This is a genomic window from Devosia sp. A16, from assembly GCF_001402915.1.
GTDB lineage: Bacteria > Pseudomonadota > Alphaproteobacteria > Rhizobiales > Devosiaceae > Devosia_A.
In genome coordinates this window covers 1619271-1634246 of record NZ_CP012945.1, presented here as the reverse complement: position 1 = coordinate 1634246, position 14976 = coordinate 1619271, and the positions used below count along the sequence as shown (strand labels likewise).

The 14976-nt window shown below is 66.0% G+C and carries 20 protein-coding genes; 9 read left to right on the top strand and 11 right to left on the bottom strand.

What is annotated here, in order from left to right; all coding sequences use genetic code 11:
• Positions 1-41 precede the first annotated feature (41 nt).
• The 3 genes from lysA to argH form a co-directional block, all read right to left on the bottom strand.
• Positions 42-1298, bottom strand: coding sequence for a diaminopimelate decarboxylase (gene lysA / locus APS40_RS07940; RefSeq protein ID WP_055049599.1), 1257 nt, complete (start codon positions 1296-1298; stop codon positions 42-44).
• Positions 1299-1442: 144 nt separating this feature from the next.
• Complete coding sequence (locus tag APS40_RS07935; protein WP_055046527.1) at positions 1443-2150, bottom strand: gamma-glutamylcyclotransferase; 708 nt, start codon at positions 2148-2150, stop codon at positions 1443-1445.
• Between the two features lie 9 nt (positions 2151-2159).
• The gene (gene argH / locus APS40_RS07930) at positions 2160-3602 is read right to left on the bottom strand and encodes an argininosuccinate lyase (protein WP_055046526.1); all 1443 of its coding nucleotides are present in this window, start codon (positions 3600-3602) and stop codon (positions 2160-2162) included.
• 21 nt (positions 3603-3623) lie between these two features.
• On the opposite strand from argH, the gene APS40_RS07925 reads away from it, so the two are divergent.
• Both APS40_RS07925 and APS40_RS07920 read left to right on the top strand, forming a co-directional pair.
• On the top strand, positions 3624-4283 hold the full coding sequence (locus APS40_RS07925) for a TlpA disulfide reductase family protein (protein WP_055046525.1): 660 nt from the start codon (positions 3624-3626) through the stop codon (positions 4281-4283).
• A 3-nt stretch (positions 4284-4286) separates the two neighbouring features.
• Positions 4287-5174, top strand: coding sequence for a PfkB family carbohydrate kinase (locus APS40_RS07920; protein WP_055046524.1), 888 nt, complete (start codon positions 4287-4289; stop codon positions 5172-5174).
• 143 nt (positions 5175-5317) lie between these two features.
• On the opposite strand, the gene APS40_RS07915 is transcribed toward APS40_RS07920, so the two are convergent.
• The 7 genes from APS40_RS07915 to APS40_RS24805 all read right to left on the bottom strand — a co-directional run bounded on the left by APS40_RS07915 (position 5318) and on the right by APS40_RS24805 (position 9058).
• Positions 5318-5947: a sugar O-acetyltransferase gene (locus APS40_RS07915; protein ID WP_055046523.1), complete on the bottom strand. Its 630-nt coding sequence runs from the start codon at positions 5945-5947 to the stop codon at positions 5318-5320.
• Between the two features lie 167 nt (positions 5948-6114).
• Positions 6115-6342 carry a hypothetical protein gene (locus tag APS40_RS07910; RefSeq protein ID WP_055046522.1) on the bottom strand — a complete coding sequence of 76 codons (228 nt, stop codon included), beginning with the start codon at positions 6340-6342 and terminating at the stop codon, positions 6115-6117.
• A gap of 17 nt (positions 6343-6359) precedes the next feature.
• Positions 6360-6536 carry a hypothetical protein gene (locus APS40_RS24810; protein ID WP_156342865.1) on the bottom strand — a complete coding sequence of 59 codons (177 nt, stop codon included), beginning with the start codon at positions 6534-6536 and terminating at the stop codon, positions 6360-6362.
• An 81-nt stretch (positions 6537-6617) separates the two neighbouring features.
• Positions 6618-7307, bottom strand: coding sequence for a rhomboid family intramembrane serine protease (locus APS40_RS07905; protein ID WP_055046521.1), 690 nt, complete (start codon positions 7305-7307; stop codon positions 6618-6620).
• Complete coding sequence (locus APS40_RS07900; protein WP_055046520.1) at positions 7307-7906, bottom strand: cob(I)yrinic acid a,c-diamide adenosyltransferase; 600 nt, start codon at positions 7904-7906, stop codon at positions 7307-7309. The genes APS40_RS07905 and APS40_RS07900 overlap by 1 nt, the downstream gene beginning before the upstream one ends.
• Positions 7907-7973: 67 nt before the next feature.
• Positions 7974-8168, bottom strand: a complete 195-nt coding sequence (locus APS40_RS07895; RefSeq protein WP_156342864.1) for a twin transmembrane helix small protein — start codon at positions 8166-8168, stop codon at positions 7974-7976.
• The gene (locus APS40_RS24805; RefSeq protein ID WP_055046518.1) at positions 8165-9058 is read right to left on the bottom strand and encodes a LysR family transcriptional regulator; all 894 of its coding nucleotides are present in this window, start codon (positions 9056-9058) and stop codon (positions 8165-8167) included. The genes APS40_RS07895 and APS40_RS24805 overlap by 4 nt, the downstream gene beginning before the upstream one ends.
• Before the next feature lie 111 nt (positions 9059-9169).
• Here APS40_RS24805 and APS40_RS24430 point away from each other — a divergent pair, with 111 nt between their 5' ends.
• Positions 9170-10120 (top strand): NAD-dependent epimerase/dehydratase family protein, encoded by a 951-nt coding sequence (locus APS40_RS24430; protein ID WP_055046517.1) that lies wholly within the window; start codon positions 9170-9172, stop codon positions 10118-10120.
• Between the two features lie 145 nt (positions 10121-10265).
• Here APS40_RS24430 and gluQRS read toward each other — a convergent pair whose 3' ends face one another.
• Positions 10266-11111 (bottom strand): tRNA glutamyl-Q(34) synthetase GluQRS, encoded by an 846-nt coding sequence (gluQRS, locus tag APS40_RS07880; protein WP_055046516.1) that lies wholly within the window; start codon positions 11109-11111, stop codon positions 10266-10268.
• Positions 11112-11141: 30 nt separating this feature from the next.
• On the opposite strand from gluQRS, the gene APS40_RS07875 reads away from it, so the two are divergent.
• The 6 genes from APS40_RS07875 to APS40_RS07850 all read left to right on the top strand — a co-directional run bounded on the left by APS40_RS07875 (position 11142) and on the right by APS40_RS07850 (position 14976).
• Positions 11142-11786, top strand: coding sequence for a DNA-3-methyladenine glycosylase family protein (locus tag APS40_RS07875; protein WP_197279460.1), 645 nt, complete (start codon positions 11142-11144; stop codon positions 11784-11786).
• Positions 11786-12430, top strand: a complete 645-nt coding sequence (locus APS40_RS07870) for an alpha/beta hydrolase (protein ID WP_055046515.1) — start codon at positions 11786-11788, stop codon at positions 12428-12430. The genes APS40_RS07875 and APS40_RS07870 overlap by 1 nt, the downstream gene beginning before the upstream one ends.
• A gap of 95 nt (positions 12431-12525) precedes the next feature.
• Entirely contained in the window at positions 12526-13083 is a 558-nt protein-coding gene (locus APS40_RS07865) for an HNH endonuclease (protein ID WP_055046514.1), read from the top strand.
• Positions 13084-13260: 177 nt separating this feature from the next.
• Complete coding sequence (locus tag APS40_RS07860) at positions 13261-13608, top strand: ArsR/SmtB family transcription factor (protein WP_055046513.1); 348 nt, start codon at positions 13261-13263, stop codon at positions 13606-13608.
• A 7-nt stretch (positions 13609-13615) separates the two neighbouring features.
• Positions 13616-14101, top strand: coding sequence for an SRPBCC domain-containing protein (locus APS40_RS07855; protein WP_197279459.1), 486 nt, complete (start codon positions 13616-13618; stop codon positions 14099-14101).
• Positions 14102-14184: 83 nt separating this feature from the next.
• Positions 14185-14976, top strand: a complete 792-nt coding sequence (locus APS40_RS07850) for an alpha/beta fold hydrolase (protein ID WP_055046511.1) — start codon at positions 14185-14187, stop codon at positions 14974-14976.

Here is a 14976-nt window from a genome sequence, read left to right as displayed (position 1 = left end):
GGTGGATAAACCTGTTCACCCCAAGCGAGACGCGCCGGCACTCACACCCAGTCCGGCACGCTGTCGAGCGCGATCAGTTCGGCGATCGATTTGCGCGGGCGGATGATGTGCCACTTGTCGCCATCGACCAGCACTTCGGGCACCAGCGGGCGGGAGTTGTAGGTCGAGGCCATCACCGCGCCATAGGCGCCGGCCGACATCACGGCGAGCAGGTCACCTTCCTTGACGCCCGCCATCTTTCGATCCTGGGCGATGAAGTCGCCGGTCTCGCAGACCGGGCCGACCACGTCGGCGGTGATCTGCGCGAGGTTGGAGTGCACCACCGGCTGGATATCGTGATGCGCCTCGTAGAGGGTAGGGCGGATCAGGTCGTTCATCGCCGCGTCGACGATGACGAAGGTCTTGCCGCCCTCCTTCACGTATTCGACCTTGGTGACGAGGATACCGGCATTGCCGACGATCAGCCGGCCGGGCTCCAGCACCAGCGACACGCCGAGCGGGCCGATATGCTTCCTGACGATCTCGGCATAAGCGGGCGGGGCCGGCGGGGCATCCTCGTCGTGGTGATAGGGAATGCCGAGGCCGCCGCCGACATCGGCATGGCGGATGTCGTGCCCGGCGGCCTTCAGGTCGCGTACCAGTTCGGCAAGCAGCGCGAAGGCATTGTCGAACGGGGTCATGTCGGTGATCTGGCTGCCGATATGCATATCGACGCCGACGGCGCGCACCCCGGGCAGCGCCGCGATGCGGGCATAGACCTCACGGGCCCGGGCGAATGGGATGCCGAACTTGTTCTCGGCCTTGCCGGTCGAGATCTTCTTGTGGGTGCCGGCATCGACATCGGGGTTGATGCGCACCGAGACCGGCGCGGTCATCCCCATCGACACCGCGACATCGCTCAGCCGCTCGAGCTCCGGCTCGCTTTCGAGGTTGAAGCACTTGATGCCGATCTCGAGCGCCCGGCGCATCTCGGCGAAGGTCTTGCCGACGCCCGAAAAGACGATGCGGTTGGCTGGCACCCCGGCGGCAATGGCGCGCTCGAGCTCGCCGCCCGAAACCACGTCGGCGCCGGCGCCCTCCTTGGCGATCAGCTTGATCACCGCCTGATTGGAGTTGGCTTTCATGGCATAGGCGACCAGCGTGTCGATGCCCTTGAAAGCATCGCGCAGCACCTGCACGTGGCGGCGAAGCGTCGCCGCCGAATAGACGTAGAAGGGCGTTCCCACCTTGCCGGCGAGCGCGGTCAGGTCGACCTCCTCGGCGAACAGCCGATCGTCGCGATACTGGAAGTGATGCACCAAGGTCCTGCGTCCCCACGAAATCCGGGCGGAAGCTCTAGGCGAAAACGCCTGAGAGCGGAAGCTGGAGTTATTGATGGGGGCGATTGGGGAGCGTGATGGATGCAGGTCGCTGTCGCTGCGGGAATGACCCGGTGCCTATGGCTAGGCCTGAGCCGGCCAGTGATGCTCGATCCGTTCCGCAACCATTCGCTGGATCGCCCAGAGATTGCGGTCGTGGATGCCATACTCCTCGAGCTTGGTGACGGTCGACAGCACGTATTCGGCCATCGAACCTTTCCAGCCATGCGCCTGCGCCAGCCGGTCGGCGCGCTCCGCCAAGGTAAGGCCGCCGACGTAACGCGTGCTCTTGCGGTCGATCGCAAACGCCAGGGCAGTGAGCGGTCCCTCGGCGGTTGCGACCTTGATCCAGCGGCCCGGGAAGGCGTTGGGCACCATGCTCATTTCGCGACGGACCAGCTTGTCCATGTTGGCCTTGATGGTCCCGGCAGGGATGCGGAAGGCGACGCTGCGGCAGCTGCCGCCGCGATCGAGGCACATCATCAGTCCTGGCTGTTTGGGATTACCGCGCCAGCGTTGGTCGAACAGGCAAAAGCTGCGGTGCCAGCCGCTCGCGACCGCGATGCGCTGCTGGTCGAACTCGGTTGCCGGGTTCCAGATCAGCGAGCTCAGCGCGAAGATCCAGAACTCGCCAGCGGGCGCAGTGTCGATGATGCGCGCCACCTCGGCCTCGTAGTCGGCTTCGGTCGCCGGGCGGATCCCGGGGTAATTCGGTTGACCCGGGTCCTCGATCACGGGGATCCGCGCGATGTGCTCAGTGGTGAGATGGAGGGCACGAGGCTTGAGCGGCATGGCCGTAGCCTACTCTACTCCGCCGTCGCCGTGACCCCCCGATTTCTTCACGCTGACCGGTTCGGACTTCACGCCGGTGAGGATTTCCTTCCAGCGGGCGGCCTGCAGGGCGACGTTCTCGGGAGCCGTGCCGCCATAGCTCTTGCGGGCGGCGACCGAACTCTCGACGCTCAGCACCTTGTGGATGCGGCTGTCGATGCGGTGGTCGATGAACTTGAAGTCCTCGATGGTGAGGCCGTCGAGGGTCATGCCCTTCTGCTCGGCCAAAGCGACGATCTGCCCGGTGATATGGTGGGCCTCGCGGAATGGGATATTGGCCTGCTTCACCAGCCAGTCGGCGATGTCGGTGGCGGTGGAGAAGCCGGCATTGGCCGAGGCGCGCATCTTGTCGCGGTTGGCCTTCAAGTCCTCCACCATGCCGGTCATCGCGGCGAGCGACAGGCTGAGCGAATCCAGCGCGTCGAATGCGACTTCCTTGTCTTCCTGCATATCCTTGGAATAGGCGAGCGGCAGGCCCTTCATGACGATCAGCAACGAGGTCAGCGCGCCCATGATGCGCCCGACCTTGGCGCGGATCAGCTCGGCGGCATCCGGGTTGCGCTTCTGCGGCATGATCGACGAGCCGGTGGTGAACTTGTCGCTGAGTTTGACGAAGCCGAACTGCGCCGACGACCAGATCACCAGTTCTTCGGCGAAGCGGGAAAGGTGCATGGCGCACAGGCTGGCGGCCGAGAGCGTCTCGAGGATGAAGTCTCGGTCGGAAACGGCGTCGAGCGAATTGGCGGTGGGGCGATCGAAGCCGAGCGCCCTCGCCGTCATGTCGCGATCGATCGGGTAGGGCGTGCCCGCCAGCGCGGCCGAGCCGAGCGGGCTTTCGTTGAGGCGCTTGCGGGCATCCTCGAAGCGGCCATGGTCACGCCCGAGCATTTCGACATAGGCGAGCAGGTGATGCCCGAAGGTCACCGGCTGGGCGTTCTGCAGGTGGGTGAAGCCGGGCATGATGGTCGCGACTTCCTCTTCGGCCCGCTTCACCAACGCCAGCTGCAGGGTTTTCACCTGCGCCAGGAGCGTGTCGATGGCATCGCGGACATAGAGGCGAAAGTCGGTCGCCACCTGGTCGTTGCGCGAACGCGCGGTATGGAGCCGCCCCGCGGCATCGCCGATCACTTCCTTCAGCCGGCTCTCGACATTCATGTGAATGTCCTCGAGCGAACGCGAGAACGTGAATTTGTTTGTCTCGATCTCGTCGAGCACGGCCTTTAGGCCGGTGATGATCGCGTCGCGATCCGCCTGGGTCAGGATGCCCACTTCCGCCAGCATGGTGGCGTGTGCGATAGAGCCGGCGATGTCCTGCTTGTAGAGCCGCTGATCGAAGCCGATGGAGGCGTTGATCTCTTCCATGATGGCGTCGGGCCCGGTCGCAAAACGGCCGCCCCACATGCGATTGCTCATCTCAACTCCAACGGTAGAACTATGACCGACCAAAGCCCCGCACCGACCCGGAGACTGCGCCCCAGGCGGGTGCTGCTCATCGCCCTGATCAGTGCGGCGGTAGCACTAGTCCTTACCCTCGTCATTGGCAACTTCATGCCCGCGCAGGCGCGGCAATGCGACCCGCAGGTGGTCAAGGGCCAGAAGATCGATGCGGCGGCCGTCGGCATGCTGGCGGCGCTCACCGGCACGGGTGAAGGGCGCGGCTATGCCGACATGTCGTTCAAGGATGCCGCGGGCACTCCGACCACCATCGCCAGCTTTGCCGGCAAGAAGCTGCTGGTGAACTTCTGGGCCAGCTGGTGCGTACCCTGCCGCGAAGAGATGCCGGCGCTCGACGCCATCGCCAGCAAGTATAATTCGGACCAGTTCATGGTGCTGCCGATCAACCTCGACGTGGGCGAGAGCGGGCTCGAAAAGGCGAAGAAGTTCCTCGCCGACGAGGGGCTGAAGAACCTGCCGCTCTATGCCGACTCCACCTTCGATGCGTTCAAGCGGCTGCAGCAGCAGGCCGTGGCGGTCGGGCTGCCGGCGACGGTGCTGCTCGACGAGAGGGGGTGCGAACTGGCGGTGCTGCAGGGCCCGGCCGAATGGGACTCGCCCGACGGCCACAATGTCATCGACACGCTGATCGGCACCTGAGCCATGGCCCGCATCCTCTGCGTCGGCGCCCTGACCATGGACACCATCTTCCGGCTGGAGCGCCTGCCGGAGGGACCGGGCAAGGTCATTCCGCTCGATGCGGTGGAGGTCGCCGAAGGCATGGCGGCGGCGCAGGCGGCCAGCATCGTGCGGCTCGGCGGCAAGGCGGCGCTCTGGGCTTCGGCCGGTGACGACGCCACCGGCGACCGGCTGGTGCAGCAGATTTCCGGCGAGGGCGTCGATTGCTCGCGGGTGCGCCGGGTTGCCGGCTCGCGCTCCGGCTTCTCGTCGATCTTCATGGATCGCACCGGCAGTACGATGATCGTGCCGCGCTACGATCCGACGTTGATGGCGTCGCCCGATAGAGCTCCCGACCTCGATGGCATCGACGCGGTGATGGCCGACGTGCGCTGGCCGGGGGCGGCAGCGCTGGCACTGGCTGCAGCAAAGGCTGCGCAAATCCCGGCCATCCTCGATGCCGATATGGCAGCGCGCGAAGTGCTCGACGGGCTGCTGCCGCTGGCGAGCCATGTGGTGGCGTCCGAGAGTGCGGCGAGGCTGGTGACCGGAGCGGAAACGGCGGAGCAGGCGGCAGGCTGGCTGGCTCTCAGCCATGGCGGTTTCGTCGCGGTCACTGCCGGGGGAGAAGGCTGCTGGTGGACGGAAGGCGACGGCATTCGCCACTCGCCGGCGCCCAGGATCGAGGCGATCGACACGCTGGCCGCGGGCGACGTGTTCCATGCCGGCTTCGCGGTCGGGCTGCTGGAAGGCTGGCCGATGCGCAACATCATCGCCTTTGCCTCGGCGGCCGCGGCGATCAAGTGCACACGGTTCGGCGGACGATTGGGCGCGCCGTCGCGGGCCGAGGTTGAGGCGTTTCTGGTGCGGTAGGGCGGACAAGGCCCCCCCACCCGGCCCTGCGGGCCGACCTCTCCCCCAAGGGAGAGGTGGTGGTGAGGCGAGTGCAGTGCCCCAGCGCACCTCTCCCTTTGGGGGAGAGGTCGCCGCGTAGCGGCGGGTGAGGGGGCCTTTTGCTAAGCCGCGTTCGCAACCTCACGGATCGGTTTGGCGTCCGCCCTGCGGATTACCCGGCAGGGGTTGCCTGCCGCCAGCACGCCGGCGGGAATGTCGCGGGTTACCACGCTGCCGGCGCCGATGGTGGTACCGTCGCCGATGCTGACGCCGCCGACGATGATGCTGCCGGCGCCGATCCAGCACTGCCTGCCGATGCTGATCGGCTTGTTGATGCACTGGGCGCCGATCAGCTTGCCGGTTTCCGGATCGCGGCGCTCCCGCTCGCGCGGATCGACCGGGTGGCCGGCGGTCAGAAACATGACGCGCGGGGCAATGGCGGTGCCGTCGCCGATGCGGACGTCCGCGCCGTCGAGGAACACGCATTCGAAGTTGATGAACACGCCCTCGCCGATATGGATGTGCTTGCCATATTCCCAGGTGATGGGGCTCAACACGAAGCTGTCGCCAAAGCTGCCCAGTTGGTCGCGGAACATCGCGGTGCGGTTGGCGATGTCCCAGCTGGGCACGGCGTTGAGCCGCTCGAGTTTCTTCCTGGCTTCGACCTGCATCTCGATCAGATCCCAGTCCGGCCCTTCATAGAGCTCGCCCGACACCATCTTTTCGTAGCCCGTCTTGCCGATCTTTCCCATTGGGCCAATCTCCTTTGCAGCGTCCCCCCGCTGAAAGCGGCCGCTTCTGGCCTTGTGGGGCCGTTCCTCGCAAGCAGGGAGTTTGCAGAATCGGGAGCCGGTTCGCCCCATCTGTTCAGACGGGGTTCAGAGACGGGGCCTTGGCAGAGCGGGAGCTGAACGGCCGTTCAGACGGTGCGGTCGATGATGCGGCCGACGAACTCGTCGGAGCGTCGCTGCATGTCGCCCAGCGCGCGCTCGAGGTCGGCGCCGTTCGTGGCCGAGCCTTCATTGACCTGCTTGAGCAGCAACTGGTGTTCGAGATCGGTACGCTTCTTGGCCACCAGCACCTGGGCGACGCCGAGCGTGTCGGCCTCGCGGAACGCCATGCGGTAGATCGACGTGTCGAGGTTCATCACACCCCTCCGGCGGGTCAAGCGAGCTTGTCGACCCTGGTCCCCTGGCCGGGCGGTGGTGCGGCGCGCGCCACGCCGTCGACCATCTGGATCAACGACATCTCCATCTCGTGCGACTTCTTCAGCACGGCGATGGCGATCGATTGCTGCGTCCCCTGCGACCGCGCGGCAAGCAGCTGCGATGTGAGATCCATGTCCATCCCCGGCATTTTATTACCGGGACGTAAACGGAGGCTTGGGCCGAACGGTAAACAGCAACCTAACGGCCGCGTAACTCAGCGTCCGCCGAACAGCGCCACGTCGCGGCGTTTGAGCGGCACGCAGAGCGCCGCGCCGGCGATCAGCCCACCGACATGGGCCGACCAGGCGACCGGGCTGGCATCCCCGAAAACGAGGTAGAACAGCTGCACCGCGGCCCAGGCGCCCAGCATCCACAAAGCCGGCAGCGGCAACGGGATCGGAATGGTGAGGCCGAGCAGCACATAGACCCGCGCGTGCGGGTAGAGGACGATATAGGCGCCCATCACTCCGGCCACCGCGCCCGAGGCGCCGATCAACCAGGTATAGGTCCCCATGGCGAAGAGGATGTAGACCAGTCCCGACAGCGCGGCGCAGGCGAGATAGAAGGCGGCGAACTTCACGTGCCCCAGCCCATCCTCGATATTGTCGCCGAACACCCACAGGAACAGCATGTTGCTGCCCAGGTGCAGCCAGTCGGCGTGAAAGAACGCGTAGGTGATGAGCGTCAGCCCGTCGGGTAGGAAGGCGAGGCGGTCGGGTGCGCCCGGCTGCAGGAAATAGGCCGGCACGGCGGCGTAGGAGAGCGCGAACTCGTCGAAGGCCATGCCGTTGCCATGGGCAAGCTGGATCAGGAACACCAGGACGTTCAGCCCGATGATCCCATAGGTGACATAGGGGAACCTGATATGGCGGACCGGGTTGCGGTCGTGCAGCGGGATGAACATCAGCCGCGCTGTTGCCCTTGGTCGTGACCGAACTTCCCAGGCGTCCACAGCACGTCGCTCTCGCCATTGGCGTTGGCGACGCGCGCCATGACGAACATCAGGTCCGACAGGCGGTTGAGATAGACCAGCACCGCATTGTTGACGTCGGGTTCGGCGGCGATCAGTTCGACCACCAGCCGTTCGGCCCGCCGGGTAACGGTGCGGGCCAGATGCAGCGCTACCGCCAGCGGCGTTCCGCCGGGAAGGACGAAGCTCTGGAGCGGCGCCAGGCCCTCGTTGTAGTTGTCGATCTGCTGCTCGAGCCACTCGGCCTGGGCCGGGGTGATGCGCAGGGACGCCGGCGCCCCCGCCGGGTCGGCGCCCGGGGTCGCGAGGTCGGAGCCCAGGTCGAACAGGTCGTTCTGCACCCGCGCCAGCAGGCGGTCGAGTTTGGGCATCGAAGCCGTGTGGAGTCGCGCCATGCCGATGAAGCTGTTGGCCTCGTCGACGGTGCCGAAACACTCGACACGCAGGTCGGCCTTGGAGCGCCGCGGCCCGCGCACCAGGCCGGTGGTGCCGTCGTCGCCGGTGCGGGTGTAGATCTTGTTGAGCTTGACCATGTGGTTCCGCCGCGAGTCAGTGGCGTCGAAACTAGCTCACCGGTGTCGGCGCACGAAGCGCTTTCGATCAGCTGCCGCGACCGAAGAAGAACAAGGCGGCGAGGATCACCACGATGGCCACGGCCTGGGCGATGACGCGGGCGCGCATCAGTTTCTGGCTGAGATTGTGGTCGCCGCCGCGAAACATGTTCCACAAGCCCATGAACAGGATGATGGCGACCGCGCCGAGCGCGACGATGGTGATTATGCCGGTGATGTTCATAATGTCCTCGCGAGGAAGCGGCTGAGGCCCTCGCCCAGTCGGTCATAGATGGCACGAATGCGACGGCTGGTGAACAGTTCGCGGTGCGTGGTCAACCACACTTCCAGCGGCGGGGGGCGGAAATCGGGCAATAGCGGCACCATGCCGCGCGTGTCGGCCACCAAAAGATGCTGGGCGAAACCGACGCCGAGCCCGGCCTTGATCAGCTCCCAGGCATTGGTCTGGCTGTCGGTGCGGACGATGAAATCGCTGCGCCTGAGCACGAACCCCATGCGCCGGGCGGCGCCGATCAGCAGGTCCGAGCGGTCGAGGCCGATCAGGTCGTGCTCGAGAAGTTGTTCGGGGTGCTCCGGCCGACCGCGTCGGGCGAGGTAGCTCTCGTGGGCACAGGTAACGATCGGGCTTTCCCCGAGCTTTCTGGTGATCAGCTCGAGCTGGGTGGGACGAAACATGCGGACCGCGATGTCGGCCTCGCGCAGCAGGAGGTTCTCGGCCGAATCCGACGGCACCAGCTCGATCGCCACCTGCGGGAAGGTCTGACGCAGGTCGTTGAGGAACGGCGGCAGCACATAATGGCACATCACCGTGCTCGAGGTGATGCGGACCGAACCGGTGAGCGCGGCACTCGCGCCCTCGGCGATCAACGTCGCCTCGGCCAAGGCCTGCTGTGCGGCGAGCACCGGCTCATAGAGCTTCAGCGCCGTGTCGGTGGCGTGGAAGCCGTTGAGGGTCCGCTCGAACAGGCTCATCCCCAATGCCTGCTCGAGCGCTTCGACATGGCGACCCAGGGTCGGCTGGCTCAGGCCAAGTGCGCGCGCGGCCGCCGAGAGCGAGCCGTGCTCGACGACGGCGCCGAAACTGCGCCAGAGCGACCAGTCGGGATCAGGCATGCTTTCAAGCTCCCTTGCCATTCAATTCTGTATGGCAAGTGTACGATTCTGTCCAATTCATCAACGCCGACGTTGCGCATAGCTTGTTCGTCACCAGCAAGGAACAAGCAAATGAGCGCGCAGAACGTCATCGTCATCGGGATCAACGGCCATGTCGGCCACCATATCGCCAAGGCCTTCGTCGCGGCGGGCTGGGCGGTTTCCGGGTTCGGGCGGTCCAACAAGCAGCCTATCCCAGGGGTGCGGTTCATCAAGGGTGACGCCGACGACGTCGAGGCGATGCGGGCGGCGATCGGCGATACCGAAGTGGTGGTCAACGCGCTGAACCTGCCCTATCACCAGTGGGACCAGGGCCGGATGGAGGCCCAGAACCAGCGGGTGATCGAGGCGCTCGGCACGAGCGGCAAGACGCTGCTGTTTCCCGGCAATATCTACAACTACGCGGCCGGCGACCGATTCGTGACGCCGGATCTGAAGCAGCGGCCGCAGACGCCACGGGGCGAAATCCGGGTGCGGGTCGAAGCGCTGTACGAGGCGGCGGCCAGGCGCGGCGACATCCAGGCGATCGTCCTGCGCGCCGGGGACTTCTACGGGCCCGAGAGCAGCTTCGACTGGTTCGACCTCGCCATGTTGCGCGAGGCGAAGAAAGGCAGGTTCGCCATGATGGGCGTGCCGGGCATCGGGCATTCCTGGGCTTATCTGCCGGATGTCGGTCGGGCATTCGAAAAGCTCGCCTGGCACCGCCAGCAGTTCGGCGCGTTCGAGAACTTCCACTTTGCCGGCAACTACGTGACGCCCGAACAGATGGCTGCCGCGGCGGTCGCGGCTTCCCCAGTGAAGCTCAAGGTCGGGACGTTCCCGCGCGTGCTGTTCAACGTCGTCGGGCTGGTCGACCCGCTGATGCGGGCGGTGAGCAAGATGAGCTATCTGTGGGAGAACCCGATGGAGCTCAGGGACGCGCGGCTCGACGCGATCCTCGGCCCGGATTTTGCGACGCCGTTTGACGAGGCCGTGGCGAGGACGGTGGCGCCGTTCTTCCGTGAGGAGAAGCTGGCGGCTTAGACTGCTGAGGCTGGTGGCTGTGGACCCCCACCCCTGGCCCCTCCCCGCAAGGGGGAGGGAAACGCATCCACTAAAGTCGGTGTTTTGGTCTCCCCCCTCGCGGGGAGGGGACAGGGGTGGGGGGCGGCTCGCACCAGCCAAGCAGCTAAAACCCCAGCTCCTGCCGAATCTCCGCGGCTGTCCGACCCGCCTCACGCAGGCTCCTGAGCGAGGTCGAGCCTTTCGACTTGCTGAGCTTTTTCCCCTCCGCGTCGAGGATCAGTTTGTGGAAGGTGTAGCTGGGCGAACTGAGGCCGAGCAGCATCTGCAGCAGCACATGGATATCGGTCGCGGGCTCCATGTCACGGCCGCGGGTCACATGGGTGACGCCCTGCGCGTCGTCGTCGACCACGACGCTCAGGTGATAGCTGGTCGGGGTGCCCTTGCGCTGCAGCACCACATCGCCCCAGCGCTCCGGCCGGGCATAGCGGATCTGCGGTCGATCGGCAGGGGTAGGGCCGGCGACGCTGTAGGTCAGCACGCCGGTCAGCGCCGTCGCTTCATCGGTCTTGAGGCGCCAGTTTGCCTGGTGTCCTTCGGCGAAACGCTGCCTGATTTCGGCTTCGGACAAATGCCGGCAGATGCCGGGGTAGAGCGGCGCGCCGTCGGGATCGGTGCCGCCGGAGGTCGCTGCCAGTTCGGCACGCGAACAGAAGCAGGGATAGAGCAGGTCGCGGGCCCTGAGCCGACCCGCCGCCGCGGCATAGACGGGGAAGCGGGTGGATTGCTGCAGCACCGGCTGTTCCCAGGCGAGGCCGAGCCAGGCAAGGTCTTCGAAGATCGCGGCAGTGAATTCCGGCTTGCTTCGGGTAAGGTCGATGTCTTCGATGCGGAGGAGAAACCGGCCGCCCAGGGCTTCGGCCCATACGGCAGTGAACAGCGCCGAGTAGGCGTGCCCCAGGTGCAGCAGGCCATTGGGGCTCGGGGCAAAGCGGAGGACGGGGCTGGGCATGACAAAGTGCTAGCACGTAAGGACATTTCTTTGACAGATCGTCTCGATTCGGCCGAGGCGCTGCAGCGCCAGCTCGACGCGCTGATTGCGCTCGACCCCCGCCTCGGCCCGGTTGCCGAACGGGCCGGCAGTTTCGAGATCCGCCGCTTTCCGGGTGGCTTCGAAGGGCTGGCCCGGATCGTTACCGGCCAGCAGGTGTCGACCGCCAGCGCCGATGCGATCTGGAGTCGCTTCGCCCGGCTCGAGGGGGCGCTCGACCCCGTGGGTTATCTGAAGCTCACCGAAGCCGCAGTGCGCGGCGCCGGACAATCGGGCGGCAAGTACCGCACCTTGCGGGGACTGGCCGAAGCCATCGCGGGGGGCGAGGTCGACTTCGCCCATCTCGCCGAACTGCCGGCCGATGCAGCGATTACGGCGCTGACCCGGCTCAAGGGCATCGGGCCCTGGACGGCGGAAATCTACCTGATGTTTTCGGCGGCGCATCCCGACATCTTCCCGGCCGGCGACGTGGCGCTGCAGCGGGCGGCGGAATGGGCGTTCGGGCTTGACGGCAAGCCGGCGGTAAAGGACTTGATCGAGATGGCGCGGCGCTGGTCGCCCTATCGCTCCACTGCCGCATTGCTGCTCTGGCGCTATTATCGCGCCGTGCGGAACAAGGAAGGATTGTCGATCTGATGGCCAAGCTCTCCGGCCCGATGCTGCCGCCCAAAAGCGGCGGCACTCCGACGCAGGCGGTGATCCTGCTGCACGGCTATGGCGCCGACGGCAGCGACCTGATCGGGCTGGGCCACCACTGGGGCCCGCTGCTGCCCGATGCGCTGTTCATCGCGCCCAACGCACCGACGCCATGTGCCAGCAATCCGTTCGGCTTCGAGTGGTTTCCGCTGGCCGTGGATCGCATCGCCGGCCGCATCGAAGGGGCGAAGACGGCGGCCCCTGATATCATCGAGTTCCTAACCGACCTGTGGTCGCAGACCGGGATCAAGCCCGCCGATACGTTCCTCGTCGGCTTCTCCCAGGGCGCGATGATGGCGCTCCATGTCGGCACGGCGCTGCCGCGGCCGCTCAAGGGGATCGTGGCGTTCTCAGGCGCCTTCGTTCCGGCCGACGGCTTCCCGGCCATCGACAAGCCGCCCGTGGCGCTGATCCATGGCGACCTCGACCAGGTGGTCGATCCGGGGCTCAGCCGGAAGGCGGCGACCGAACTGACGGCCGCAGGCTTCGATGTCTCGCTGCATATTTCGCCGGGCACGGCGCACGGCATCGCGCCGGACGGGCTGGATTTCGCCACCTCCTTCATGCTGGCGCAAACCGCCTGAATCGACTGATCGAATCGCGCTTCACAGGGGTGTCACAGTCGGCATAGAATATTGCTGATCATGACTGGCCGCGATTCCCGTTCGGGGGGCGACAAGTGACAGTACATGTGTCGCTTGAGAATAGCCCTGCTCTGGTGCTGAATGCCGATTACAGGCCACTCAGCTACTACCCCTTGTCGCTATGGTCCTGGCAGGACGCGATCAAGGCGATCTGCCTCGATCGCGTACATGTGGTGTCCAATTACGACCGGGTGATCAAGTCGCCGAGCTTCGAGATGCTGCTGCCCAGCGTCGTCTCGCTCAAGGACTACGTGAAGCCGGCGCGACATCCTGCGTTCACCCGTTTCAACGTGTTCCTGCGCGACAAATTCCAGTGCCAGTATTGCGGCGCGCGGGACGACCTCACCTTCGACCACGTGATCCCGCGCTCGAAGGGTGGCCGCACCACCTGGGAGAACGTCGTCGCGGCCTGCGCGCCGTGCAACCTCAGGAAAGCCAACCGGCTGCCGCGGGAAATCAAGATGTTCCCGATGCAGGAGCCGTTCCAGCCGACGGTGCACGACCTGCACAATAACGGCCGGGCCTTCCCGCCCAACCACCTGCATCAGAGCTGGCTCGACTACCTGTACTGGGACATCGAGCTGGAGCCGTAGGGCCTCCACCGGGTTTCCGGCCCCTCTATCTAACCGCAGCAACATGAGCGACGTCGCGTTCAGCGTGGGCGAGCCGCATCACGGCGCCTCGCCTGAACGCGCTCGTTCGCTTGACATTGGCCTGTGCCTTGTCATATCTAACCGATCAGTTAGCTAACCAGTTAGTTAGGAGTGGGTATGCAACCCGACCAGCTCAGCCTCACTCTTTCTGCCATCGCCGATCCGACTCGCCGCGCCATCCTGATGCGGCTGATGGATGGAGAGGCGTCGGTCAAGGAGCTGGCGGCACCGTTCGAGATGAGCATTCCGGCGGTCTGCAAGCATCTCAAGGTGCTTGAGGGCGCGGGCCTGATCAGCCGCGGCCGCAACGCCCAGTTGCGCCCGTGCCGGCTTGAGGCGCAACCGCTGCGCGAAGCCGTCGGCTGGATCGAGGAGTTCTCGAAGTTCTGGGACACCAGCCTCAATCGGCTCGATGGGTTGCTCGAACGCCTGCAGGCGGCCGATCCCACCGCCAGGAAGAACTGAGGTGCAGATGGCCGGTGATATCGCCATGGACCCGCTGGAACAGCGCGAACTGATCATCACCCGCCGGCTCAAGGCGCCGCGCCGCCTGGTCTGGCGGACCTTCGAGGATCCTCACCTGCTGGCCCAGTGGTGGGGGCCCGAGAGCTTCACCTCCAGCATCAGCAAGCTCGAGTTCCGCACTGGTGGCGAGTGGCATGTCACCATGCACGCGCCCGACGGCGCCGAACGTCATGTACGCTACCAGTTCATCGAGATTCTCGCCCCCGAGCGGATCGTCTACCGGCCGCTTCGCCCGTCCGGCACGGCGGTGCGCAACGCCCCGCCGACCTATCTCGCGACCCTCACCTTCGAGGCGCTCGGGGAGGAAACGGTCTTCACCATGCGCGCCGAATTCGACAGCGCCGCGGACCTCGCCGTCGCCGTGACCGGCGGCTTCCAAGCCGGCACCAGCCAGGCGCTCGACAAACTCGAGCGGCGGCTCGCCTCATGCTGAGGCGCAGTGTCGTCACTTTTGCCTTGGCCGCGGCGGCATTCGCCGCGGCGCCTGTCATTGCGCAAACCGCAGGAGACGATCCGATGAGCACACCCAGCAGCACCGGCAAGGTCCCGGTCGACGGCGCCGAGATCTACTACGAAATCCACGGCGATGGGCCGCCGCTGGTGCTGCTGCATGGCGGCGTCACCCCGTCCACCACGTTCGGGGCGCCGCTCGAGGCGATGGCGAGGACACATCGGGTGATCGCCATCCACCTGCGCGGCCATGGCCTCAGTACGGACAGCGACGCGCCCTGGTCCGCCGAGACGATGGCCGACGACGCGGCTGCGGTGCTCGCACATCTGGGCATCGGCCAGGCGCGTGTGATGGGCTATTCACTGGGCGCCGCCGTGGCGCTGCAGGTGGCGATCCGGCACCCGGAGCAGGTCGAAAAGCTGGTATCGGTCGCGGTGGGCTTCAGCACCGACGGCGACTATCCGGAGGTGCGGCAGGCCTTCGCGCAGATGCCCGGCATGGCAGCTGCTATCGGCAAGCAACTGGCCGGCTCGCCGCTGGCGGAGCTCTATCCCGGTGTCGACTGGGAACGGGTGATGCGCAAGTCAGGGGAGATGAACCAGCCCGAGCACGACTGGACCGAGCTGATCAAGGCGATCAAGGCTCCGACCCTGCTGGTCTTCGCCGACGCCGATTCCATCCGGCCCGAGCACATGGTGGCGTTCTGGAAGCTTCTTGGCGGAGGCCAGCGCGATGCCGGGCTCGACGGCTCGCAGCGTCCCGCCAGCCAGCTCGCCATCCTTCCCGGTACGACGCATTACAGCCTGATCGAGTCGCCGCTGCTCACCGAGGTGGCGACGGCCTTTCTCGGGCGGTAG